The sequence below is a fragment of the Vibrio sp. genome (assembly GCF_050299255.1).
Lineage (GTDB): Bacteria > Pseudomonadota > Gammaproteobacteria > Enterobacterales > Vibrionaceae > Vibrio.
Genome location: NZ_JBNKVP010000021.1, coordinates 1 through 24,740, shown reverse-complemented (window position 1 = coordinate 24,740; position 24,740 = coordinate 1). Strand labels below are relative to the sequence as shown.

Sequence of the window (24,740 nt, the reverse complement as noted above, 5' to 3'; positions counted from 1 at the left end):
CGCCATCAAGAATAAGATGGAAGTTATGAGCATAAAAATGAACAGCCAGTATCGCAAACCGCTGCCTGGTACCGATCTTGATTATTTCGATACCCGTGAAGCGGTGAATGCGATCTCACCTGGAGCTTACGAAACCCTTCCTTACACCTCGCGCGTGTTAGCAGAACAGCTGGTACGTCGCTGCTCACCAGACACCCTGACCGATAGCCTGAAACAGATTATTGAGCGTAAACGGGATCTGGATTTTCCCTGGTATCCTGCGCGTGTCGTTTGTCATGACATTCTCGGCCAGACCGCTCTGGTTGATCTGGCCGGTCTGCGCGATGCCATTGCAGAGCAGGGCGGCGACCCGGCTAAAGTGAACCCGGTGGTTGAAACCCAACTGATCGTTGACCACTCACTGGCGGTTGAACACGCCGGATTTGAACCGGATGCGTTTGAGAAAAACCGTGCGATAGAAGATCGCCGTAACGAAGACCGTTTCCACTTTATCGAGTGGTGTAAGACTGCCTTTGAAAACGTCAGTGTCATCCCGGCCGGTAACGGCATCATGCACCAGATTAACCTGGAAAAAATGTCTCCGGTGGTGCAGGCCAAAGACGGTGTCGCCTACCCGGATACTTGTGTCGGCACCGACAGTCATACTCCTCACGTCGACTCGCTGGGCGTAATCGCCATCGGTGTCGGTGGTCTGGAAGCCGAAACCGTGATGCTGGGCCGTCCTTCGATGATGCGCCTGCCGGATATCGTTGGGGTGAAACTGATTGGTAAACGTCAGCCGGGTATCACGGCTACCGATATCGTGCTGGCCATTACCGAGTTCCTGCGTAACGAACGGGTAGTGTCGTCTTATCTGGAATTCTTTGGCGAAGGGGCGAAAGATCTCACTATCGGTGACCGTGCTACCATCTCGAACATGACGCCGGAATATGGCGCGTCGGCTGGGATGTTCTACATCGACGAACAGACCATCAACTATCTGAAATTGACTGGCCGTGAAGACAAACAGGTTGATCTGGTTGAGCGCTACGCCAGGCAGACCGGCCTATGGGCCGATGATTTAGACACTGCTGTGTATGAACGGGTGCTGGAATTTGACCTGTCCAAAGTCGAAAGAAACATGGCCGGTCCGTCGAACCCGCATCGCCGCCTGCCTACCTCTGAGCTCGCCCAGCGTGGCATTGCCGGAGTGTGGCAACAAAAAGAAGGCGAATTGCCTGACGGCGCAGTGATCATCGCCGCCATCACGTCATGTACCAATACCAGTAACCCGCGCAATGTTATTGCAGCCGGCCTGCTGGCGAAGAAAGCCAACCAACTCGGTTTAACGCGCAAACCCTGGGTGAAATCCTCCTTCGCACCGGGCTCAAAAGTGGCCAAACTGTATCTTGAAGAAGCAGGACTGTTGCCGGAACTGGAACAGCTGGGCTTTGGTATCGTGGCTTACGCCTGTACCACCTGTAATGGTATGAGTGGCGCCCTCGATCCGGCAATTCAGCAGGAAATCATCGACCGCGATCTCTATGCTACCGCAGTACTGTCGGGCAACCGGAACTTTGATGGTCGTATTCACCCCTATGCCAAACAGGCATTCCTGGCTTCTCCGCCGCTGGTGGTGGCGTATGCGCTGGCCGGTACTATCCGCTTCGACATTGAACGTGATGCGCTGGGTGAAGATGCCGACGGCAAGCCAATCTACCTCAATGATCTCTGGCCAAGTGATGAAGAGATCGATGCGGTAATGGCGAGCTATGTTAAACCATCGCAGTTTAACCAGGTTTATATCCAGATGTTCAAACTGGGTGACCAGGAAAAATCCAGCAACCCACTGTATGACTGGCGTCCGATGAGTACCTATATTCGCCGTCCGCCATATTGGGAAGGGGCATTGGCCGGCGAGCGGGCTCTGAAAGGGATGCGTCCACTGGCCGTGTTGGGTGACAACATCACCACCGACCACCTGTCTCCGTCTAATGCAATTCTTGCTTCCAGCGCTGCCGGTGAATACCTGGCTAAGATGGGCCTGCCGGAAGAAGACTTTAACTCGTACGCGACTCACCGCGGCGATCACCTAACGGCGCAGCGCGCCACTCTGGCTAACCCGAAACTGTTCAATGAAATGGTCAAAAAGGATGGCGAAGTGGTGCAGGGCTCACTTACCCGGATTGAGCCGGAAGGCCGAGTCACCCGGATGTGGGAAGCGATCGAAACCTATATGAATCGCAAGCAGCCGTTGATCGTGGTGGCCGGGGCCGATTATGGTCAGGGCTCGTCCAGAGACTGGGCAGCGAAAGGGGTTCGCTTAGCCGGTGTCGAAGCCATCGTCGCAGAAGGCTTTGAACGTATTCACCGGACTAACCTGGTCGGTATGGGCGTATTGCCGCTGCAGTTTAAACCTGGCGTGAATCGCCAGACGCTGGAACTCGATGGCACTGAGTTGTACGACGTAGCCGGTGAGATCACTCCGGGAGGTGATTTAGCGCTGGTGATCACCCGTAAAAACGGAGAAAAACTGGATGTGCCGGTATTGTGCCGTCTCGACACCAAAGATGAACTGGAAGTATATAAGGCAGGCGGTGTGTTACAACGCTTTGCTCAAGACTTCCTGGCGCAGTAAGGGAGCTGATTATGACAGTTTCAACTGCAAAAGCCTCACAGATAAAAGTGCCGGCCACCTATATGCGTGGCGGCACCAGTAAAGGGGTGTTTTTTAACCTGGCGGATCTGCCGCCAGCGGCTCAAACTGCTGGCGAGGCACGCGACAAGCTGCTGCTGCGGGTGATCGGCAGCCCGGATCCTTATGCGAAACAGATAGATGGCATGGGCGGAGCGACATCCAGCACCAGTAAAACGGTGATCGTGTCGAAAAGCCGCCGGCCGGATCATGATGTGGACTATTTGTTTGGTCAGGTCTCGATAGATAAACCGTTTGTCGACTGGAGCGGTAACTGCGGCAATCTGTCGGCCGCGGTCGGCCCGTTTGCGGTTCACCGCGGCTTGGTCGATGCAGACAAAATTCCGCACAACGGGATCGCAATCGTGCGTGTCTGGCAGGTCAATATCGGCAAAACCATCGTGGTGCATGTGCCGATCAGAGATGGCCTGGTGCAGGAGACCGGTGATTTTGAACTGGATGGGGTGACTTTCCCGGCGGCGGAAATTCAGGTCGATTTTATGGACCCGGCCGATGGTGAAGGCTCAATGTTCCCAACCGGAAATCTGGTCGACGATCTGGAAGTGCCCGGAGTGGGCACCTTCAATGCCACGCTGATCAACGCCGGCATCCCGACTATTTTTGTCGATGCGCAGGCGATTGGTTATCAGGGCACGGAACTGCAGGATGACATCAACAGCGATGCCAAGGCATTGGAAATGTTTGAAACCATTCGTGCCTACGGCGCACTGAAGATGGGGCTTATCAAGCAACTCGAAGAAGCAGAAAGCCGTCAGCATACGCCAAAAATTGCCTTTGTTTCCCAACCGAAAAGCTATCAGTCGTCCAGCGGTAAAACCGTTAGCGCAGACGAAGTTGATGTACTGGTCAGGGCACTGTCGATGGGCAAATTGCATCACGCCATGATGGGGACGGCAGCGGTGGCGATTGCCTCTGCGGCATGCGTCCCGGGTACATTGGTCAACCTTGCTGCCGGTGGTGGCAATAAACAAACCGTCACGTTCGGGCATCCGTCCGGTACGTTAAAAGTGGGTGCAGAAGCTAAACAAGCGGATCAGGGCTGGGTAGTTGAGAAAGCCATTATGAGTCGCAGCGCTCGCATTCTAATGGAAGGCTGGGTCAGAGTCCCACGCGAAACTATCGAGTAATGTCAGCACATACTGGAGGAAGCAACATGTCTGCATATCAAGAACAATATCAATGGGCGCAAACCGATCCGGAAGGATTCTGGAAAGCGCAGGCTGACAAGATTGATTGGTTTGAAGCACCAAAAACCATTTTACAAAATGATGAGAACGGGATTGAACGCTGGTACCCGGATGGCCTGTTAAACACCTCATGGCTGGCCCTGGACTACCACTGTGAACAAGGCCGTGGCGAGAAGATCGCACTGATCTACGATTCGCCTGTCACCAACAGCAAACACATTTACAGCTATCGCCAGTTGCGTGACCGGGTGGCAAAAGTGGCCGGAATGCTGGCAGAACAAGGGGTAACCAAGGGCGACCGGGTGGTGATTTATATGCCGATGATCCCGGAAGCGGCTGTCGCCATGCTGGCCTGTGCAAGGCTTGGTGCCATTCACTCAGTGGTGTTCGGTGGCTTTGCACCGAATGAGCTGGCCGTGCGTATTGAAGACGCGGAACCTAAGGTAGTCATGACGGCCTCATGTGGTATCGAAGTCAACAAGGTACTGGCCTACAAACCTCTGGTTGACCGTGCCATCATGGACAGCCGCTGGAAACCGGAAAAAGTGTTTGTGTTCCAGCGCCCGCAATGCGAAGCGGAAATGACCGAGCGCGACATTGACTGGAAGCGGGCCGAGCTTAATGCTTTGCCTCATGCGTGTGTGCCGGTACTGGCGACCGATCCGCTATACATCCTGTACACCTCGGGCACCACAGGCAAACCTAAGGGCGTGGTACGCGATAATGGTGGTCATGCGGTAGCACTGAAATATTCGATGTCGACCATCTATAACATGCCGCAGGATGGCGTGTTCTGGGCGGCATCCGATGTGGGCTGTGTAGTGGGTCACTCGTATATTGTTTATGCGCCGCTGCTGCACGGTTGCACTACCATCATGTTTGAAGGCAAACCAGTTGGCACACCCGATCCTGGTGCGTTCTGGCGTGTGTGTGAAGAATATGGTGTCAATGCACTGTTTTCTGCTCCGACGGCTTTTCGGGCGATCAAAAAGCAAGATCCTGAAGGGGAGCAGATCCGTCGCTATGACCTGAGCAAGCTGGATACCATATTCATGGCCGGTGAGCGCTTAGATCCGCCTACTTTGGAATGGGTCACCAGCCAAACCGGCAAACCGGTGATCGACCACTGGTGGCAAACCGAAACCGGCTGGGCAATTGCGGGCAACCCGACCGGTCTGGAAATGCTGCCGGTTAAAGCCGGTTCGGCGACCATGCCAATCCCTGGTTATCAGGTGGAAATCCTGGACGAGTTGGGTGAACAAATGCCAGCCAACCAGCAGGGGTACGTGGCGCTAAAACGGCCACTACCACCAAGCTGCTTACCAACGGTGTGGCGCAACCATGACCGGTTTGAAACCGGCTACCTCAGCCAGTTCCCAGGCTATTACGTATCTGGCGATGGCGGCTATCTCGATGATGAAGGTTACCTGTTTATCATGGGCCGAATCGACGATGTGATTAACGTAGCAGGACACAGGCTCTCTACCGGTGAAATGGAAGAGATTGTTGGTGGTCACCCGGCGATAGCTGAGTGCGCGGTTGTCGGCATCCACGATGAACTGAAAGGCCAGCTGCCACTGGGTCTGGTGGTGTTGAAAGATGGCGTTAAAGTCGACATGGAACAGCTGGAAGCGGAACTGGTAGGCAAAGTACGTAACGAGATCGGTGCGGTGGCATGCTTTAAACAGGCGTTAGTAGTAGAGCGACTGCCGAAAACACGCTCAGGCAAGATACTGCGACGGGTCATACGCCAGATTGCAGACGGCGAGCAGTACACAGTTCCGTCTACCATCGACGATCCAACCAGCTTGTCTGAAATTGAAAAAGTGCTGCACCATGAATAATGCTTCAGCGCTGAAATTAAAATTATGCTCTTGAGTCTTGTGAACTTTCAGCCCCAGCAATGGGGCTGCTTTTTTATTGCTATTCAGCGAAACAGTCATCAAACTAGCTTAAGTACTTTTAACTGATCCGGCTTATGAACGCGATAACTATTACTGCCGCCCGATATGACGATCTCGAGCTCCTAAACCAACTGATGTACGACCTGCATCATGAACATCACCTTAACTCACCACAATTTTTTAAAACCGCAGAAGAGGTTGAACAGGAAAAGAGTATCGCCCGTTATCTGGATGACCCCGAATGCCTGGTTTTTGTCGCTCGCGACGAAGACCAGCTAGTGGGTATGATCACCGGTCATTTTTGTGAATTGACCTCTAGCGTCAGTAAGCCACTACCGATGGGCAGCATTGATGAGTTGTATATCAGGCCGGAATACCGGCAGAAAGGGGTGGCAAAACGTTTGTGTCAAAAGTTGGAGCAGACGTTTATCGACTATGGGGTTGAGCAGATATTTGTCGAGGTGTGGCACTTCAACGAATCGGCGCAAAGCTTATATCATCAGCTGGGTTTCGAGCCGCATATCCACTGGTTACGCAAAGCCGCCGGTTCCAGGTAATCCAGCGGCGTTTCACAAACCAGTGCGGTTGCCATTAGCGTAACAAAAACTGCTCGATAATTTTCGCCACACCGTCATCGTCGTTGCTGTCGGTGACCATATCGGCCAGCTGACGGGTCTCTTCCATACCGTTGGCCATGGCAACGCCGAGTCCGGCAAATTCAATCATAGCGTGGTCGTTTTGCGCATCACCAATGCAGATGGTGTGCTCTGCCGCAATGCCTAGCCGTTGGCAAATCGATTCTATCGCCGCGCCTTTGCTACTGGCAGGGTTGAGAAACTCGAGGAAAAACGGTGCGCTTTGTACAACCGCGTACTGCTGATGGATATGAGCCGGAAGTTGGGTACGAATCGGCGTCAGCAGCGAAGGTTCACCCACGATCATGGCTTTAATCACCGGATGGTCATCGTCCAGCTGGGCAAAATCCATTTCAGTGGCGGTCAAGCCGTTGAGCCGGCATTCCACGTCGGTATAGCGGCTCAGTTTCGGCGTGATCAATCCAAGCGTTTCACTAAAAGCGTGGCAATCCAAACCGGTTTCCTGGGCCAGTTTTGCCACCATTTTAGCGGTTTGACCGTCAACAATACTGCGGTGCACCAGGCTGTGCGAAACCAGTTCGGTAACCCAGGAGCCGTTAAAGCTGACCAAAAATTCATTGTCGCCTTCAATTTCGAGTTGCTGCAAAAACGGATACATCCCCTGCGGTGGGCGTCCGGAAGCCAGAACAACTTTCACCCCTTGTGCGCGAGCTTGTGACAGAGCTTGCTGCGTTCGCGGCGAAATGGTCTTGTCACTGCGTAACAGGGTTCCGTCAAGATCGAGGGCGATAAGTTTGTACATACAATACTTCCTGAGGGTTTGAAAGATCTAAGATTATAAGAGTCATCACTATTGTTCAATTTATGATTTTGTTGACCTTGGCAGTCGAGTCATTTATGGTCTGCCTCCGGTCTTTTCAGGGTGACAGAGTCATTTCGAAAATATGACCAAAAGTCAGCGTCATGGTCGTGAAACAAGAGGCGAGAAAGTTGTATAAAGTTAACGAGATGTTTGAAACTATTCAGGGTGAAGGTGTATTCACCGGCGTACCGGCAGTGTTTATTCGTCTGCAGGAGTGCCCGGTAGGTTGTGCCTGGTGTGATACCAAGCAGACCTGGCATGCTGAAGCCGCTGACCAGATCGACATCATAGACGTACTGGCGAAAAAAGGTGATCACCCAACCTGGTGTCAGGCAACTGCAGAACAACTTGTAGAACAGTACAACGCTCAGGGCTTTAATGCCAAGCACATAGTAATTACTGGTGGTGAGCCCTGCATTTATGATTTGCTGCCGCTAGCCACGGCCTTTGAACAGATAGGCTGCCGGATTCAGATAGAAACCAGTGGTACCTATCCAGTACAAACCAGTGATAAAACCTGGGTGACAGTGTCACCAAAAGTGGCGATGAAAGGTAAATTGCCGGTACTTGACGATGCGCTGCAACGGGCCAACGAAATCAAACATCCGGTCGCGACAGAAAAAGACATTGCACAGCTGGATGAACTGCTTGCCAGGGCGGAAGTGGCGGCAGATACCGTGATCGCGCTGCAGCCAATTAGCCAGAAACCACGCGCTACTGAGCTGTGCATTGAGACCTGCATTGCAAGAAACTGGCGCCTCTCTATCCAGACTCACAAATATCTCAGTATTGCCTAAGGAAATGATGATGAAAAAAGCGGTAGTCGTATTTAGCGGCGGTCAGGATTCAACCACCTGCCTGGTCCAGGCTCTTAAGCAGTATGACGAAGTTCATGCGATCACATTTGACTATGGTCAGCGACATAAACTGGAAATTGAAGTGGCGCAGAAGCTGGCCGTGCAACTGGGCGTGACAGCGCATAAAGTGATGGATGTCGGTCTACTGAATGAACTGGCGATCAGCTCTCTGACCCGTGATGACATTCCGGTCTCACATGAGTTGCAGGAAAATGGGCTGCCAAATTCGTTTGTGCCGGGCCGCAATATTCTGTTTCTCACTCTGGCGGGCATTTATGCCTATCAAATCGGCGCCCAAAGCGTGATTACCGGTGTGTGTGAAACGGACTTCTCTGGTTATCCGGATTGCCGCAACGAGTTTGTTCAGGCGATGAACAGCGCGCTGGAGAAAGGGATGGATCGACCATTGGATATCGTGACTCCGCTAATGTGGCTGAACAAAGCGGAAACCTGGGCGCTGGCTGACCAGTATCAGGCGCTGGATCTGGTTCGCCACCATACCCTGACTTGCTATAACGGCATTATCGGTGATGGCTGCGGCGATTGCCCGTCATGCGACCTACGCCGGGCCGGTTTGAATGACTATCTCAGTAATCGAGAAGAGGTGATGGCAGAACTGGTGCGCAAGCAGCAGGGCACCGAATAAACCGGCTCACCAAATCCGGCTTAAATAGCAAAAAACCAACGCGACAAGCGTTGGTTTTTTTGTGTCCGGCCATAGGGCTGCAAAGCGCGTGTCACGCCCTCGGAACCTTACAGATACATTTTAGCCAGTTCTGACGGTTCAACTTCTTTGCCATCCAGTTCAGCATTCCAGTTGGTACCGATCAGCACGCCATCTTCGTCCAGGGTGATCAACCAGTCTTCGACGAAAATATCCAGTGGGATTTCCAGCACTTCAAAATCCTGCCACTCTTCAACGTTGTGCAGCAGAGCATCAGTTTTGGCAGACCAGAATGGCATTACTTCAGTGTCTGCGAACTCAGTAGACTCGCAAGAAAGCCATCCCTCATCGTTTTTTAATCCCCAAACCAGTCCGGTTTGTTTTGATTCTTCAACGAAAAGGGCCAGGTTTGCTTCAACGTCTGCAGTTAAATTGCTCATGGAAATACTCTCAGTCATAAAATTCCGTCTAAGAGTATCATTTTAGCACGAAAGGCTAAACAAAAAGGTCAGCTCCAGGCTGACCTTTTCGGTATCAATTATTTTTTGCCTTCAGCGGTTTACTACCGCTATTTACTGGCAAATTCCAGCTGTATATTTTCGTCCTGATGGTGCATCCAGCGCAGTCGGACATAGAGCATCAGCGCGGCAGAAGATAAGCCCACAATCAGGCCGATCCAGAACCCGGAAGCTCCCAGTGGCTCACCAAACCAATTGGTATTGGCCAGGATATAGCCAGACGGCAGACCAAGTAACCAGTACGCGATAAAGGTACGGTTGAATATCGCCGTCATATCTTTATAACCCCGCAGCGCACCCGCTGCGATAACCTGAACAGCATCGGTACACTGGTAAATCGCGGCAAATAGCAGTAGCTGACCCGCATATGCGATCACTTCTGCGTCATCGGTGTACAGCAGTGCAATAGATTCTCTGAACGTGAGAGTTAGTAGTGCGGTTACACTGGCTATGCTAAGGCCGAATAATAAACCGATTCGTGAGGCGATTGCGGCACCGTCGACGTCTTCTTCTCCAAGTTGGTGACCAACCCGGATACTGACGGCTGATGCGATGCTCATAGGCAGCATAAATACCAACGACGAGAAGTTCATCGCGACCTGGTGAGCGGCGACGATCAGCGAACCTAACGGCGCGATCAGCAGCGCGATAATGGCAAAGATCGACACTTCGAAAAACAGCGCAGCAGCAACAGGGAAACCCAGTTTAGTTAGCCGAATCATCGCAGACAGGTTGGGCGCGTAGAATTGCTCAAGGGTTTTCACCTTTTGCAACCGTTTTGCATAGACAACGTAACCCAGCAGCATAAAAAACATCGCCCAATAGACGATCGCAGTAGCGATACCACAACCGATGCCACCGTAAGGTGTAATGCCAAACTTACCGTAAACAAATATCCAGTTGAGTGGGATATTAAGCAACAAGCCAATAAATCCAATCACCATGGCGGGCTTTGTTAATGACATACCATCGGTCAAAGAACGTAAAGCCTGGAATAACAGGAAAGGAACGACCGCGTAGATCACCGCATCCATATATCCGACTGAGATATTGGCCAACAGGGATTCAACATCCATCCAGGTCAGAATGGTTCGGGTTTGCATCAACACCAGAATCGTCGGTAAAGAAACCACCAGGGCCAGATAAATGCCTTGCTGGATTTCGTACGGAATCTTACTCGTACGAAGCGAGCCATTAAGCTGAGCCACTATTGGCACTAAGGCCATCAATAGCCCCATACCAAACAATATTGAAGGTAGCCAGATACTGGCAGCAACGGAAACGGCAGCCATATCTATCGGACTAACACCGCCAGCCATGACGGTATCAACAAACCCCATCCCAGTTTGAGCCACTGAGGCGATGAGTACTGGAGTTGCTAGTGATACTAGATTTTTGGATTCTTTCTTGTAACGATTCACCAATTTCTCCATGTAAAATCCACATAGTGGAATCGACCACATATCGGCAAAACGGCCAATAAAATGTATTGTCATGCATGATATAGAAATGTCACACTGAAAACCAAATAAAACATATCGGAAAATCATATGTTCACTGGAATCGTCCAAGGAATAGCCGAAATTGTCTCGATCAGCAAGGCTGATCAGTTCCAAACCCACACATTACGCATGGATGAAACTATGCGGGAAAATTTGCAAATTGGTGCATCAGTGGCACATAACGGTTGCTGCCTGACCGTAACCAAAATAGAAGGCGAGCTAGTTAGCTTCGATTTAATGCAGGCGACACTGAAGTTAACCAATCTGGTCCTTCTTAAGCAGGGTGACTGGGTCAACATCGAGCGAGCTGCCAAGTTTGGTGATGAAATCGGTGGTCATAACATGTCCGGGCACATTACGCTGACGGCAGAGATCGACCAGATCATCGACAGCGAAAATAACCGTACGATCTGGTTCCGGATTCCTGAAGCCAAAATGAAATACGTATTGGCAAAAGGCTACATCGGCCTGGACGGATGTTCACTGACGATTGGTGAAGTTGAAGTCGATCGATTTAGTGTTCATTTGATCCCGGAAACGTTGCAACGAACGCTGTTCGGCAGCCGTCAGGTTGGGGATAAAATCAATGTGGAATTTGACCCTCAAACCCAGGCTATTGTAGACACAGTAGAGCGAGTGCTGGCCAGCCGAAACCTGTAAGGCGTTCGGCCCGAATCTGATTTCGAATGCCAGGTCATTGATAGTAAATTGCCTGGCACTCTTGCAATCATGGCATAACCGCTTGACTAGAAAATTTGTTCATCGTCCGCGTCAACCATCAGTTCTACCTGATCGTATTGTTCATTGACGGTCATATGTAAGTGAATGGCGTTACAACAAGCAGGACAATCATCATAGAAATCCTGGCTACCATTCGATGTGTCCAGAGTAATGCCTATGGAGTGCCCACAGTGAGGGCAGGTGACCATTCGTTCGGTAAAGTTGCGCATATCTCTTTCCTTACGTCATTGATGAGATAATCAAATCATAAGTGCCTAAGTTAGTTATAGCCCTAAATTAAGTATAAAGTTTGAGATGACCCGATAAAAATACAGCGTACCTTGAGAAGGTACGCTGCGCTATTGATTGTATTGTAAATATAGGGTATATCCTATTGAAAATTATCGCTATTAATGTAACTAGTTGCCTATCCGTCACGAGTAATTCGGTTGATTAGCTGCTGCGATTGTTCAAGGTAATGCCCCCCAAATAAATTGCAGTGATTCAGCATGTGGTACAGGTTATACAGGTCCTTGCGGTCCTGATAGCCTTTATCGAGCGGATAGACGCTTTCATAACCGTTATAAAAGGCTTTTTGAAAACCACCAAACAGCTCTGTCATAGCGATATCGCATTCGCGATCACCCCAATAACAGGCCGGGTCATAGCAGATCGGGCCGAAGGCTGAATTGGCGACATTTCCATGCCACAGATCGCCGTGTAGTAATGAAGGTCTTGGTTGGTGAGAGCCCAGCATATCCATCGCGAGATTAGTAAAGTCTTCTATATCGACCAGGTTAACGCCTTTTTCCTGCAATAGCTGCAATTGCCAGCCAATCCGTTGCTCGGCAAAGAAACGGTGCCATTTTCTTTCCCATTTATTTGGTTGCACCGTGGCGCCAATAAAGTTGTCGTAATCAAATCCGTACTCTTTTTGATCACCCCACAGGTGCAGGCGAGCCAGCTGCTGACCAAACAGATAACTGTTTTCGTCGTCTTCCAGAGCTTTAACCGGAACGTAATTGAGAATCAGGAAGGAGTTGTCTTTACTCTGACCTATGTGGACCAGTTCGGGCACATACACGGTATCTGATTCTCGCATAAGTCGAATATTTTCTGCTTCAATCTCAAAATTGGGCAGAAAGTTCTTTTCGTTAACTTTGACAAAGTAACGCTGTTCGCCATCGCTAATCATATAACACTGGTTGATTTCACCTCCTGAGATCTTACTTTTCTCAGCAAGGTTAAATTCAAACATAAGTGTATCAGACAACTGTTGTGTGATCGCTTGCCACATAGAAGCTCCAATCTGTAACCCGTTGTTATGCCATAGTTTAGGCTATTAATTCAGGTATTTCTGTAGCGAAGATTAATATTTCAGCATAATGGTCGCCTTCAACTAGAGTAATTTGTGACTCATATCCGGGAGTTACACAACAATGACAAAAATTCTAGCCTGAAAAATAACCTTTGCCGGTGAAATTTGCTCCCAAGCTCAAAGAAACAGTGACAGTTGGCGAAAATCAACCATTTGCACCGGATGTTGAGTTGTGATTATCCACCGCATTGGCATAGTATTAAGAAGGCAATTAACTTCGGCTTATATAGCCTGGCGGAGAAAGTAGTGGTTGTAGAAACCGATGGATATTTGGCCCTGATAGAACACTTGGCATTCAATCTAGATATATTTGCTAAACATGACAGTGACTTCGGCGAAGAAAGTGTTGAAGACATAGTCACAGATATGGTCGCCAGTAACATCATGGCAATTTTCGAACAAAACCCGGAACTGCATTCCAGTGTGCGATTTCAACTGCTGAAGGAAGCGGACTCAGTGGTGGAAGATCTGGGAGAGGTACTGGCGGGAGTTTGGGCCAAACCGGCTACCAATGCACAAATTGCCTTCATGGACGAGTACATTGCATTGGTTAAGAATCTGTTCGATTCTGCTGTTGCTAAATACGACTAATAGCGGTATTGGCGGCACTAATCTATTATGCAGACTCACCAAGTCGTCAGATTCAGTTTGTAATTAGACGTCGCCAGTTCCACCACCGACAAGCTGCTTAGTTCTGTTGTTTGTTTGCTGATGAGGCAATCAAACACTTCCAAACTCAACTCTATTGCTAGTCCAGAGCAAAGGTGGTTACACGCCTAAACTGCCAGAACTTGTCTGCCCAGTACGGGTTGTCCAATCTGGAAATGATCACCCCTTTTGATGTAGAGGCGTGCATAAATTGCCTGCCACCAAGATAGATCCCAACATGTCTTACTTTGCGAGAGGTTTTGAAAAACACCAAGTCACCACTTTGTGCCTGCTGGTAATTAATCTGCTGGCCCAGATTAGCCTGCCGTTCTGTGGTGCGCGGAAGCATTAATGCAAAGCTCTGTTGGAAGGCATTCTGAACAAACGCAGAGCAATCGACGCCAGCCATTGAGCTGCCACCCAGTTTATAAGGCGTACCTTGCCATTGCTGATAAACTTCGAGCAGTTGCCGGGCGGTGTTGTCCTGTTTGGCCAGTTCTTTAACTGCCACCGCCGGAGGGGGATTCTTAGTCACGTTTTGCGATGACGAACAAGCAGTGATCGCTATAACCGCCACAATACAGGTTAAAGGATGGAACACTCTCATTAGCTTTTGCCTCCTGCATCAATGACATAGAACTGTAATACAACTGCCATACACTTTTCGGGACTTTAATACCTGGGGCAGATGTTATCAAATTATGACCACACTTTCGAAAAACCGACTATCACTGATCCACGTTATCAGTGGTATTTTCATCACCATCTCTTTACTGGTCGTGGTGTTATCATGGATGAGCGAATCGGCGCTGGAGCGAATTGAAGGTCAGTTTACGACACTATCCGAGCAAGCATTACCGATGGCAAGCACAAACGCGACCCTCACCCAGAATATACTAGAGCAAGTTAAGAGGCTTAGTTATGGCGCGCAGAGTGAAAATGAGCCGGAACTGGCGCAATTAACCAACCAGCTGGCCGAACTCAGTGCTAAAAGCAGCGAGTTGACCGCGCAATTGTTTCAGAATGCCAGCCAGTTTCCAGGCGCAATCAGCGATAAGCAACAAACAGAACTGCAGACCAATATTGACCAGCTACAGGCGTTAAGCCGTGAAATTCTGGCGATGCAGTCGCAGCGCTTAAAGCTACAAAAAGAGATTGAGCAAGCCGTTACCGGGTTTCGCTACGGCCTAAGTTCCATCGGACCGGAAATGAACCGTATTGCCTCTTTTCTGGCAACAGACAACCCGGAATCTACCGATGCCGCCAACCGTTTTAGTGCCAGTGCCAGCTCGATGGAAGGCACCTTCCTGATGTTAATGATGCAGACGGACCGCGACAAAGCATCGGAGCAGTATAAAGAGATGGCGACGCGTCTGGCGGGTATACAGCTGGCCTATGACGATTTTTCCGAGTGGCATCCGGATGTCGCCGATTTTGCCAGCCTAACAACGCCGTACCAGATGGTTGAACAGGGGTTTGCCGATAATGGTGTACTAAAACAAATAATGGTCAGGCTTGAGTTGATGCTTGATCAGCAGTCGAAGATCCAGCAGGCCGCCAGCCAGGCGAACTACACCATCAGTTTGCTCAATACTATTTCAGCTACCGCACAACAGCTGATAGGCGAGAGCCAGGATGTGGTGGCATCAACGATGACGATGGCAAGCCGTACGCTCCTGTTCAGCGGCGCCGTTACGGTGTTTATTATCATGTTGTCATGGCTGTTTTTGCGTCGATGGATCAATCTGGGTCTGGTCAATATCAGCGGCCATCTTAACCGGTTAACTGAACACGACTTTACCCGGCAGGTAGACGCGCTGGGGCCAAAAGAATTGTGCCTGGTATCAGAGCAGTTGAACCAGGTCATTCTCTCAACACGTGAATCGATTCAAACGGTGACCCGAAACTGTGAAACTTTGTATCAGACAGCTGAACTGAGTCACGATGCCGCAGAGCACACCAACTCCAGCCTGGCAAAACAAAATGACGCTTTGTCCGCCATGATCACGACCGTAACCGAGCTGGAAGCTTCAATCAGAGAAATCGCCCAGGTAACCAACGAATCCTATCAGGAATCGCAACATGCGGCGGATCATTCGTCTAGTGGTGTAAGGGCTGTCGACCACAACCGTCAGCGGCTGATGCAACTGGAATCTTCGCTCGATGCCAATGAAGAGTCGATGCAGGAGTTAGACAAGCGGGTAAAACAAATACGCGAAATGGTCGATTTGATCGCAGGCATTGCCGACAACACCAACCTGTTGGCCCTCAATGCTGCCATTGAAGCGGCCAGGGCTGGTGAACAAGGTCGAGGCTTTGCCGTCGTGGCCGATGAAGTCCGTAAGTTGGCCAGTGATACCTCTGAACATACCAGTAATATCCGCGACCGGATGAATCTACTGATTAAAGCGGCTGAACAGTCCCGTCAGGCGGTAGAAGAATCTCGCCAGGAAATGGCTTCAGCGCTGGAATCCAGTGATCAGGTTCAACATACGTTTGAATCGATAGAGACCGCTGTGGCGCATATTCGGTTGCGAGTTGAGCAAATCACCGTTGCAACCGAGCAGCAGGAGCGGGCGACTGCAGACGTTAGCCGCGCCATCAGCCAAATTTCAGAGCAGGGCGATCATACCAAGCTGCAACTGGAAGCTATGGTGGAAAGCTCACAGCAAGTGGCGGATATTGCCGGAGACCAGCAGACCATGCTGCACAAGTATCAGGTAGAGGCCGTCTAGCTGGTTCGTTACTGCGGGCGTGACTTTACTGGCTTCTGAATGGCTGGGTAAGCAACTTATCCAGCCATTGCTCACGCGGGCGGCGAAATAGATTAATACCAATTTTAACGCCTTGATGACCATATTTAGGCTGAGCACGATAGGTACCCAACCAACGATCCCAAATGGACAGGCAGAAGCCGAAATTGGAGTCGGTTTCTGCTCGGATGACGCTGTGGTGGACTCTGTGCATATCAGGCGTAACGATGATTTTTCGCAGTAGCTTGTCCGCTTTAAGAGGCAGAAATGCATTGCTGTGGTTAAACATCGCACAGGCGTTAAGTAGCACTTCAAAAATCAGCACCGCGATTGGTGATATTCCCAGCGCGACAACCAGGCCAATTTTGATCCACATTGACAGAATAATTTCGATCGGATGAAAACGCGCACCGGTGGTGACATCAATGTCTTGGTCGGCATGGTGAACCCGGTGTAATCGCCATAACCAAGGCAGGCGATGAAACAGTACGTGCTGTAGATAAATTGCAAAATCAAGCAGGACTACTGCAAGCAGTATTTCCAGCCAGCTCGGCAGCGACAGTGTGTTAAATAGCCCCAGCTGATTGTGCTCAGCATTGAAAGCCGCATCCATCGCCAACATAGGCATGATTAGCGCAAGGCAGACACTGTTTAGCCCGACCAGGCCAATATTGTTCAGCCATCGGGTCGCTTTGCTTTGGCTGAGCGGTTTTCTGGGCCGTCGCCATTCCCAAACCGCGCACAGGGTAAACACCAAGACAAAAACTGAAAATCGGATCATTTCTGCTGCTGGCATGTGGTGGAGTCTCGACTGGTTATTTAAGGAATCATCTTGAATCTCATCTGCGGGCAGATACAATCGCTGCCATCTGCAAAAAGGCGCGCACTATGAGAATTCACGCTTTCCATCATTTATACCAGCAAAGGTTGTCTCAATCGACCAAACCGTTTGTCGCCCGAGGGGCAAAAGTCATTCGCTGCCAATTTTGCCAGGTGGCGAAAAAACACTGCATTTGCCACCAGCAGCCAGATATTGATTGTGATATTGCGGCGCTGCTACTGGTGTCCAAAAACGAAGTCTTCAAACCGAGCAATACCGGACGATTGATCGCCGATACTATAAAGCAGACCTATGTATATCAGTGGAAACGCACTGAACCCGATAGTGATATGTTGGCACTGCTTAATAACACACGCTATCAACCTGTGGTGGTGTTTCCAAAACAGTATGTGGAGAATGAAAAGAGGGTAGTGGCTGCGCCACATTCCTGGCGCAATAGCGACAAAACGCCGCTGCTGGTATTAATAGACGGCAGTTGGCGAGAAGCCAGAAAGATTTTCCGTCGTTCTGAGTATCTTGCCGATTTACCGGTGATCTCTATAGCGCCAGAGCGAGTCTCTCAGTACGTAATGCGTAAGTCTGCCGACGAACAGCACCTGGCGACTGCAGAAGTCGCGACGCTGGTATTGGAGGAACTGGGCGAAACTAACACCGCACTTTCACTTTCGGCTTGGTTTGAACTGTTTAGGGAAAGTTACCTGTTGAGCAAAACACAACGGCAACGCTGACCAGCCGCTATTACAACAGCTGCGAATAGAAGAGATAACCGAGTAACAGGCTTTATCGGTTGCTCAAGCCTTCGCCAGCTGAACATGCCTGGTTGATAAATAAGTGATTGGTCACGGATCCTGTTGAAACCGATATGGATAATGCAGAATAATTTTGTTTTTATATTGTAGTTTTATTTTTTAGGGAGAGAATTCATGTACTACGGCTTTGACGTGGGTGGCACCAAAATTGAGTTTGGTGCGTTTAACGACCAATTAGAACGTGTAGCGACAGAGCGTGTTGCCACTCCGACCGAAGATTATGCGCTGTTGGTCGAAACTATCGCAGTTCTGGTTGCCAAGTATGACCAAGAGCTGGGCTGCGAAGGTAAAATCGGCCTGGGTCTGCCGGGTATGGAAGATGCCGACGACGGTACTGTGCTGACAGTGAACGTTCCAGCGGCGAAAGGCAAACCACTTCGCGCTGATCTAGAAGCTAAAATCGGCCGTCCGGTGAAGATCGAAAACGATGCCAACTGTTTTGCACTTTCTGAAGCGTGGGATGACGAGCTGAAAGACGAGCCTTCGGTAATGGGCCTGATCCTGGGTACCGGTTTTGGTGGTGGCCTGGTGTATGAAGGTAAAGTATTCTCTGGCCGTAACCACGTTGCCGGTGAGCTAGGGCATATGCGCCTGCCAATCGATGCGTGGTTCCACCTTGGCGAAAATGCGCCACTATTGGGCTGTGGCTGTGGTAAGAAAGGCTGTCTGGACAGCTACTTATCAGGTCGTGGTTTTGAGCTGATTTATGCGCATTACTTTGCCGAGCAGAAAAAAGCTATCGACATCATCAAAGCATACCAGGAAGGTGAAGCGAAAGCCGTTGAGCACGTAGAACGTTTCATGGAACTGCTGGCGATCTGTTTTGGTAATATCTTCACCGCTAATGATCCACATGTTGTTGCGCTGGGTGGCGGACTGTCTAACTTCGAACTGATTTATGAAGAGATGCCTAAACGGGTACCGAAATACCTGCTGTCGGTGGCGAAGTGTCCGAAAATCATCAAAGCCAAACACGGCGATTCCGGCGGTGTTCGTGGTGCGGCATTCCTGAATATCCGCGACTAATTGCTAAAACAAGTTTGGTTTTGATTGAAAAGGTTTGCTTCGGCAAACCTTTTTTGTGGCCATGACGAGTTCTAAATATGGTTGACAGTAATAGCGGTGTTATTCAGTTAAACGTTCTATTATCCAGTTTCCAGCGGCACCAATGCCAGGCCTCCATGCCAGCTCTATCAACCAAGTATTGTCCATTTTTCCATAGTTAAACTGTAGATCTATCAATAACCCTTGATCGATTAGTGGCTTAGCCAGTTCTTCCGGGTAGAGTGCAAAACCCGCACCAGACAACAGCAGGTCCTTCAACTGGTAAAATCGATCAAGATTGATCACACGAGTGGTATAGCGCATCGCTTCACGAAATTCCGGTTTGGTTATAAATCCTTTATCGAGCAGCAATTGTTGGTGCTGACCCAAATCTTCATACTCTACGTCACCTTTAAATTTGCTGAGGGGGTGGTGCGGCGCACAAACCACTCTCCAGTTGATATGATCAATCCCGGCAGATTGAAAACCCCGTAGTATCTCGTTTCTGGTTGGTGCTAGAAAGATGTCGCAGCTAATGCTGTCCGGGTTAATTGTCTCAGCGTCTATCAGAGTCAGTTCTACATCGGGGAACGTTTGTGTCAGTTCACTGAATAACTCGGTGTATTTGGGGTAGAACGTGTAAGGGTGAACGGCGATTGTAAGCTTAGTGTCTATACCCTGACGGATCATCTCAGCTTGCTTTTCCATTTTAAGCAATCTGGGAACCACATCCAAAGCCTGAAAGTAGAGATCCTTACCGAGTTGCGTTAAGACTGGACGTTTACCTGCGTGACGTTCAAACAATTCCAGTTCAAGATCAAATTCGAGTGCGCTGATCGCTTTATTTACAGCCGTAGTACTGACCCCGAGCTGTTTAGCTGCGGCTGAGAAATTGCCATATTCCACTACCGCGACCAGATAGCGCAATCTTTCTGTGGTAATAATCATTTTCGGTCCAACACCATTTAAACAACTTTAGGTTAGATGAAAAACAAATTTAGGTACAGCGGTAAATCTGGTTCAACCTGGCGGCAATACCAGAGCATCTATGCCTCAAAAGCAGTATTTGCACCGAATAACCGTTATTTAGATTTAGCAGTACAAAGAAAAACCTGAAACTTAAGGTTATACTTTTTGTGAGTCTCAAATTGACCGAAAGCAGTAATCTACTCCCAACGAAACAAATCACCAATACACACATAGTGTGGGAGTTAAACATGAAAAAATCGCTTTTGACTACATTGATCTCTGCTCTGGCTGTGACTTCAGCTGTGGGTGTATCTACCAGTGCTAACGCATGCTCTCGCTTGGTTACTGAAACTGAATACGGTACGTTACTGATTCGCAGTGCGGACTGGGTAAGTACAGCCCCATTTGATGGCCAGGTATCAGTATTTCCGGTAAACACTGTGCGCGAAATGCGTGGAGAAGTTAAAGAATACCAAAACGCTTACAACAAATGGCAAACCAAATACCACACGATTTCTATTGAAGAACACGGTGCGTTTAACGGCTTGTCTGGCCAGACTGTGAACGACAAAGGCCTGAGCGTAATGGCACTGTCGCAACACGACAGCGAACCTTACCTGAAAATGCATAAAGATAATGGTGCACCAGCGGTCAACGTTACGGATCTGCCAACCTTTATTGCAGAAAACTATGCCACCACGGCTGAAGTGAAATTGGCGCTCGATAACAAAGAATTCCAAATCGCATGGGCATCCGCACCAAACGGTTTTGAAGCCCCTGCGCCGCTTCATTACTCTATCGTCGATAGAGACGGCAATATTATGCTAATTCAGCTTGGTGAAGGTGGTGTTGAAAATGTACACCTGGGAGATTCTAGCTCAGATCTGAAAGTAAAAACCAACGACCCACTGCAAGAAGAACAACGTGCATACGTGGCTAAGTTTGACTTGAAAGATCCTAAAGTAGCCAGTGAAATTCCATGGGGAATCGGTGGTAAAGATCGCAACGCTCGCTTACTGGCTCTGTCTGAGCACATGGACCTGGATGGTCTGAACTACGCAGAAGTTGTCGGCCGTCAGAAATCTACCTTCGATGTTGCTGCACTGGTACCGTTTGGTGCGCAAGATCCAGCTACTGGTGAAGACTATCCGTCATTCTTTACTATGCAGTTTAACCTGGACAACGGTGACATCTGGTTCCGCAGCGTTATGACCGGTAAAGAAGTGGCGTTTAACATTGAAGACACCAAAGTGTTTACCAAACCTATGCACGCTGAGATTCAACAGCAGGTGGACGCAGGTGCAACAGAGATTACCTGGAAATAAATCCAGAAACTCGAGTTCGAAAGAGCGACTCTATTGGGAAGAGTGTTGGGCCTTAGGGCCTGCCATTTTTTATTGCTAAGTATGAGATTATCAAGCGATGCAAATCGGCTCTGCAGGAACAATTGAGATGTTTTGTGCGCAGTACGGATTATTTTTTGCCTACACCAAGGTTTTGTTTAGGTTTTAAAGTGATTTTGCCAAAACCCAGCTTGGCGAAATAATTATCGCGATAGTTGCGAACCGCTTTGGTATCGGAAACAGCCTCTAGCTGTTGTTCCATTTGCAAATAGTCGGAAATATCGAAGCCTTCTTCCGCGGCGACGGCTTCGTGGATAGTGTGGAACTGTTGATAAGAGAAAGTCAGCTCTTTCTCTTCACCCTTAAATTCATAAATAATGGTGCGTGCCATAGATTTGTACCTTTGATTAAAAAAGGCCAGCAGCGCTGACCTTGTTTTGTTTGGCTAGATTCTGCCTTGAAGGGGAATAATTGTCACGCTTTCGCCGGTTTTTATTGTGTCCACATCGGGTGAAATTTCTATCAGACAATTGGCTTCACTCATCGAGCGCAAAATGCCGGACCCTTGTTTACCTGTGGCCTGGACGACCAGACGACCTTGATGATCCACGCTGTAGATCCCACGACTAAACTCGGTTCGGCCCTGGCGAGAGCGCAAATCTTCACTGGCCACCGCTTGTACTTTCAAAGGTTGCCAGTTGATTTCGCCCTGCATCTTACGAATTGCGGGCTCGACAAAGTTGATAAAGGACACGCTGGCCGCGACCGGATTTCCTGGGAGGCCGAAGAAAGGACGGTCGTTAATTTGGCCAAAAGCAAGTGGACGTCCAGGACGCATACTGATGCGCCAGAAATTAATCTCGCCTAACGTATCTAAGGCCAGTTTCACATAGTCTGCATCACCGACCGAGACACCGCCAGAAGTAATGATCATATCAGCTTCGCTAGAGGCTTGTTCCAATGCTTCGGTGATCCGTTGCTGGTTGTCTTCCAGAATACCGAAGTCGAGAATTTCGCAGCCCAGATTCTGTAACAGCCCCATTAAGGTATAACGGTTAGAATCAAAAATAGTATTAGGTTTTTGTTCGCTTCCTGGAGCCTGAACTTCATCACCGGTGGAAAACAGTGCCACTTTCAGACGGCGATACACATTGCACTGCGCCATACCCAGTGATGCGATCATGCCCATTTCTGCTGCACGAACTCGCGTACCAGCGTCAAATACCGACTGGCCATATTTTAGATCTTCACCAGCCTGGCGCACGTTTTGTCCAGCGGTGATTTTTGCGCCGTTAAACGTAACAAAGCCTTCAGTTTCATTAGCTTGTTCACGCATCACTACCGCCACTTCACCGGGAGGCGTCGGTGCGCCTGTCATGATTTTTACCGCTTCACCGGGCCGCAATGGCTTCGGATAGGCTTGTCCGGCCATGACTTCGGCAACAATTTTGTACTGCGCTTGCTGCAGATCATCGGCTCGAATCGCATATCCGTCCATCGCAGAGTTGGTGTCTTGCGGCACGTTTACCGGGGAGCTGATTGCTTCACACAGCACGCGCTCTCTGGCTTCAGTGATGGCGCAAATTTCCTGTTCGTCCAGGGCACGTACCGATTCAAGAATCTTCTGTTGACCCTGTTCCACACTTAAAAAGGCTGGAGATAGGGTATCGCAGCAGGCACTGACGGCGTTTTCTTGTTTTGTTTGTTTGGACTTGGCACCGGCATACTGCAATACAAATTTGGCGATGGCATCCAGATCGTTAATGTTCAGGTGCGGCAGAACGCTATCAACAGAGTCACCATCGGTCGCAATCGCGATAATGTTGCTGTCATTAGGGTAAAGCCAAGGTTTGCCCAATTCATCGCGGTGCAGCTCGATTTTCGGGAAGGCTATATTTTTACAGCCTTCGACCAATACCAGATCCAACTCATTTTGATCAAAGCGGCTTAGGAGATAGTCAAACTCTGCTTCGGCCTGTGGGGTTTCGGTCATCAGTGCAAAACGGTTACGTGATGCAATCAGCATCTGAGACGCGCCGGCCTTCCGCAGTCGGTAGCTGTCTTTACCTGGTTGGTCGATATCAAAATTGTGATGCGCATGTTTTAACATGCCGATGCGTAACCCAGCTTTAGTCAACTTTGGCAATAGTGCTTCCAGAAGGGTGGTTTTTCCTGTACCGGAATAGGCGGCAAAACCGAGCAGCGGGATGGAAAGAGGTCGAGTCATGGTGTTAATGTTCCGAATTGTGCCAGTTCTTCTGGTGTATTGAGGTTAACAAAGCAGTCAGGAGAGTCGCTGAAATCGACATAGCGAGTGACGCAGTCATGATAGAGCAAAATGATTTTTCGGTCGCCACGCTCTAAAAAGGCCGTGAGCTTTGGTAGTACGCGTTTGTGATAAAGGGTAAACACCGGCTGTTGATGTTCACCGTCGTGTGCTACCACGATATCGGTTTCCGGCTCTACCTTGTTGCAGAACCGTTCGACCAGATCAAGGTTGATCATCGGGCTATCACAGGGCACAAATCCCACCCAGTCAGTAGTAGCATGCATAAGCCCCGCGTGAATGCCGCCTAAAGGGCCGGGAAAATTTTCAAATTGGTCGCTAAATACCGGAGCGAGTTTGGCATAGGTCGATTGATTTCGGTTTGCATTAATGCTGATGTTGTTTGTCTGTGTAGCCAGTCTGTCGATGACATGTTGAACCAGGGGTTTACCATTTAATTCGATAAGTCCTTTGTCTTTTCCCCCCATACGACTGGCTTGGCCGCCAGCCAAAATAACCCAACTAGTTTGCGTTGGAAGAAGCATAATTGTTCTCTTGTTCTGATTGCTTGATTACTTGAAGTAGTGGCGACTCGAATAAAGTCGAATCTTTTATCCACCACTGTTTACGACATATATCCGTTAAGGCGTTACGCTGGTGACTGGTGATCACTATGCTTGAGCCTCTGTCCAGTAGATCACGCGCCATCATCACCAGCCGTTGGATAGATTCCTGATCCAGCGAAGCACTCGGTTCATCCATTAACAGGATGGACGGCTTAAGCACCCAGGCTCTTGCCATGGCAACACGTTGTTTCTCACCTCCGGATAACACTGAGACATGTTCGTCTACCAGTGTTTCTAAACCTACCATACGTAAAGCGGCAATTGCTTGAGCTCGCTTATCTTTTGAAGAAGCTTTTTGAAATCGGATCCCATAAGCGACATTTTGGAACACGGTACCATCGAACAGGTAAGGTGACTGATGCAGATAGATGACGTCTTTGCGACCACGGTTAGGAAAGCAGCGATGAAACCAGCTGTCATTAGGTGCATGTAACCTGCCCGTCGAAGGGACAAGCAAGCCGGACAATATTTTCAGTAGTGTTGTTTTGCCAACCCCGTTGTCTCCCCGCAGGTAAATGGCATCGTTTGGGCCGATAGACAGGTGCGCAATATGGAACA

At 49.4% G+C, this 24,740-nt stretch carries 24 protein-coding genes; 12 read left to right on the top strand and 12 right to left on the bottom strand.

The features are described 5' to 3' along the window. Nucleotides 1-25 precede the first annotated feature (25 nt). From acnD to ACQY6F_RS08180, 4 genes are all read left to right on the top strand, one after another. The gene (acnD, locus tag ACQY6F_RS08195) at nt 26-2,617 is read left to right on the top strand and encodes a Fe/S-dependent 2-methylisocitrate dehydratase AcnD (RefSeq protein WP_428773545.1); all 2,592 of its coding nucleotides are present in this window, start codon (nt 26-28) and stop codon (nt 2,615-2,617) included. Between the two features lie 11 nt (nt 2,618-2,628). Next, nucleotides 2,629-3,822 (top strand): 2-methylaconitate cis-trans isomerase PrpF, encoded by a 1,194-nt coding sequence (gene prpF / locus ACQY6F_RS08190; protein ID WP_428773543.1) that lies wholly within the window; start codon nt 2,629-2,631, stop codon nt 3,820-3,822. A 26-nt stretch (nt 3,823-3,848) separates the two neighbouring features. Next, nucleotides 3,849-5,726 (top strand): propionyl-CoA synthetase, encoded by a 1,878-nt coding sequence (locus tag ACQY6F_RS08185; RefSeq protein WP_428773541.1) that lies wholly within the window; start codon nt 3,849-3,851, stop codon nt 5,724-5,726. A 134-nt stretch (nt 5,727-5,860) separates the two neighbouring features. Continuing rightward, nucleotides 5,861-6,343: an N-acetyltransferase family protein gene (locus ACQY6F_RS08180; RefSeq protein ID WP_428773540.1), complete on the top strand. Its 483-nt coding sequence runs from the start codon at nt 5,861-5,863 to the stop codon at nt 6,341-6,343. 34 nt (nt 6,344-6,377) lie between these two features. On the opposite strand, the gene ACQY6F_RS08175 is transcribed toward ACQY6F_RS08180, so the two are convergent. Next, a complete protein-coding gene (locus ACQY6F_RS08175; RefSeq protein ID WP_428773539.1) occupies nt 6,378-7,184 on the bottom strand; it encodes a Cof-type HAD-IIB family hydrolase in 807 nt (268 codons plus the stop codon). A gap of 188 nt (nt 7,185-7,372) precedes the next feature. Between ACQY6F_RS08175 and queE the strand changes: the two genes are divergently transcribed. Together queE and queC are read left to right on the top strand one after the other, a co-directional pair. Next, the gene (gene queE, locus ACQY6F_RS08170; RefSeq protein WP_428773538.1) at nt 7,373-8,041 is read left to right on the top strand and encodes a 7-carboxy-7-deazaguanine synthase QueE; all 669 of its coding nucleotides are present in this window, start codon (nt 7,373-7,375) and stop codon (nt 8,039-8,041) included. A 10-nt stretch (nt 8,042-8,051) separates the two neighbouring features. Next, a complete protein-coding gene (gene queC, locus ACQY6F_RS08165) occupies nt 8,052-8,747 on the top strand; it encodes a 7-cyano-7-deazaguanine synthase QueC (protein WP_428773536.1) in 696 nt (231 codons plus the stop codon). Nucleotides 8,748-8,854: 107 nt separating this feature from the next. Here the strand turns inward: queC and ACQY6F_RS08160 are convergent, their stop codons facing one another. Both ACQY6F_RS08160 and ACQY6F_RS08155 read right to left on the bottom strand, forming a co-directional pair. Next, a complete protein-coding gene (locus tag ACQY6F_RS08160) occupies nt 8,855-9,205 on the bottom strand; it encodes a DUF2750 domain-containing protein (RefSeq protein ID WP_428773535.1) in 351 nt (116 codons plus the stop codon). 128 nt (nt 9,206-9,333) lie between these two features. After that, nucleotides 9,334-10,704, bottom strand: a complete 1,371-nt coding sequence (locus ACQY6F_RS08155) for an MATE family efflux transporter (protein WP_428773533.1) — start codon at nt 10,702-10,704, stop codon at nt 9,334-9,336. 129 nt (nt 10,705-10,833) lie between these two features. Here ACQY6F_RS08155 and ACQY6F_RS08150 point away from each other — a divergent pair, with 129 nt between their 5' ends. Further along, complete coding sequence (locus ACQY6F_RS08150) at nt 10,834-11,445, top strand: riboflavin synthase subunit alpha (RefSeq protein WP_428773532.1); 612 nt, start codon at nt 10,834-10,836, stop codon at nt 11,443-11,445. Nucleotides 11,446-11,531: 86 nt separating this feature from the next. Here the strand turns inward: ACQY6F_RS08150 and ACQY6F_RS08145 are convergent, their stop codons facing one another. Further along, nucleotides 11,532-11,735, bottom strand: a complete 204-nt coding sequence (locus ACQY6F_RS08145; RefSeq protein ID WP_428773531.1) for a CPXCG motif-containing cysteine-rich protein — start codon at nt 11,733-11,735, stop codon at nt 11,532-11,534. A 197-nt stretch (nt 11,736-11,932) separates the two neighbouring features. Next, nucleotides 11,933-12,802 carry a fructosamine kinase family protein gene (locus tag ACQY6F_RS08140; protein WP_428773530.1) on the bottom strand — a complete coding sequence of 290 codons (870 nt, stop codon included), beginning with the start codon at nt 12,800-12,802 and terminating at the stop codon, nt 11,933-11,935. A gap of 327 nt (nt 12,803-13,129) precedes the next feature. On the opposite strand from ACQY6F_RS08140, the gene ACQY6F_RS08135 reads away from it, so the two are divergent. Beyond that, nucleotides 13,130-13,474, top strand: coding sequence for a DUF3802 family protein (locus ACQY6F_RS08135; RefSeq protein WP_428773528.1), 345 nt, complete (start codon nt 13,130-13,132; stop codon nt 13,472-13,474). A 157-nt stretch (nt 13,475-13,631) separates the two neighbouring features. Here the strand turns inward: ACQY6F_RS08135 and ACQY6F_RS08130 are convergent, their stop codons facing one another. Further along, nucleotides 13,632-14,138 carry an NlpC/P60 family protein gene (locus ACQY6F_RS08130; RefSeq protein ID WP_428773527.1) on the bottom strand — a complete coding sequence of 169 codons (507 nt, stop codon included), beginning with the start codon at nt 14,136-14,138 and terminating at the stop codon, nt 13,632-13,634. Nucleotides 14,139-14,232: 94 nt separating this feature from the next. Here ACQY6F_RS08130 and ACQY6F_RS08125 point away from each other — a divergent pair, with 94 nt between their 5' ends. Beyond that, nucleotides 14,233-16,266 (top strand): methyl-accepting chemotaxis protein, encoded by a 2,034-nt coding sequence (locus ACQY6F_RS08125; RefSeq protein ID WP_428773526.1) that lies wholly within the window; start codon nt 14,233-14,235, stop codon nt 16,264-16,266. Between the two features lie 25 nt (nt 16,267-16,291). Here the strand turns inward: ACQY6F_RS08125 and ACQY6F_RS08120 are convergent, their stop codons facing one another. Further along, nucleotides 16,292-17,080: a sterol desaturase family protein gene (locus tag ACQY6F_RS08120; protein WP_428773524.1), complete on the bottom strand. Its 789-nt coding sequence runs from the start codon at nt 17,078-17,080 to the stop codon at nt 16,292-16,294. A gap of 92 nt (nt 17,081-17,172) precedes the next feature. Between ACQY6F_RS08120 and ACQY6F_RS08115 the strand changes: the two genes are divergently transcribed. Together ACQY6F_RS08115 and nagK are read left to right on the top strand one after the other, a co-directional pair. After that, the gene (locus ACQY6F_RS08115) at nt 17,173-17,853 is read left to right on the top strand and encodes a tRNA-uridine aminocarboxypropyltransferase (protein ID WP_428773523.1); all 681 of its coding nucleotides are present in this window, start codon (nt 17,173-17,175) and stop codon (nt 17,851-17,853) included. A gap of 195 nt (nt 17,854-18,048) precedes the next feature. After that, on the top strand, nt 18,049-18,960 hold the full coding sequence (nagK, locus tag ACQY6F_RS08110) for an N-acetylglucosamine kinase (RefSeq protein WP_428773522.1): 912 nt from the start codon (nt 18,049-18,051) through the stop codon (nt 18,958-18,960). Between the two features lie 99 nt (nt 18,961-19,059). Here nagK and ACQY6F_RS08105 read toward each other — a convergent pair whose 3' ends face one another. Beyond that, complete coding sequence (locus ACQY6F_RS08105; RefSeq protein WP_428773521.1) at nt 19,060-19,926, bottom strand: LysR family transcriptional regulator; 867 nt, start codon at nt 19,924-19,926, stop codon at nt 19,060-19,062. A 269-nt stretch (nt 19,927-20,195) separates the two neighbouring features. Between ACQY6F_RS08105 and ACQY6F_RS08100 the strand changes: the two genes are divergently transcribed. Then, nucleotides 20,196-21,272 carry a linear amide C-N hydrolase gene (locus tag ACQY6F_RS08100; protein ID WP_428773519.1) on the top strand — a complete coding sequence of 359 codons (1,077 nt, stop codon included), beginning with the start codon at nt 20,196-20,198 and terminating at the stop codon, nt 21,270-21,272. A gap of 148 nt (nt 21,273-21,420) precedes the next feature. Here ACQY6F_RS08100 and ACQY6F_RS08095 read toward each other — a convergent pair whose 3' ends face one another. From ACQY6F_RS08095 to ACQY6F_RS08080, 4 genes are all read right to left on the bottom strand, one after another. After that, on the bottom strand, nt 21,421-21,681 hold the full coding sequence (locus ACQY6F_RS08095) for a DUF2960 family protein (RefSeq protein ID WP_428773518.1): 261 nt from the start codon (nt 21,679-21,681) through the stop codon (nt 21,421-21,423). 54 nt (nt 21,682-21,735) lie between these two features. After that, nucleotides 21,736-23,517, bottom strand: coding sequence for a bifunctional molybdopterin-guanine dinucleotide biosynthesis adaptor protein MobB/molybdopterin molybdotransferase MoeA (locus tag ACQY6F_RS08090; RefSeq protein WP_428773517.1), 1,782 nt, complete (start codon nt 23,515-23,517; stop codon nt 21,736-21,738). Beyond that, nucleotides 23,514-24,101 carry a molybdenum cofactor guanylyltransferase MobA gene (gene mobA / locus ACQY6F_RS08085; protein ID WP_428773516.1) on the bottom strand — a complete coding sequence of 196 codons (588 nt, stop codon included), beginning with the start codon at nt 24,099-24,101 and terminating at the stop codon, nt 23,514-23,516. The genes ACQY6F_RS08090 and mobA overlap by 4 nt, the downstream gene beginning before the upstream one ends. Further along, on the bottom strand, nt 24,079-24,740 hold a 662-nt coding region (locus ACQY6F_RS08080; protein ID WP_428773514.1), incomplete at its 5' end, for an energy-coupling factor ABC transporter ATP-binding protein. The genes ACQY6F_RS08080 and mobA, both read right to left, overlap by 23 nt.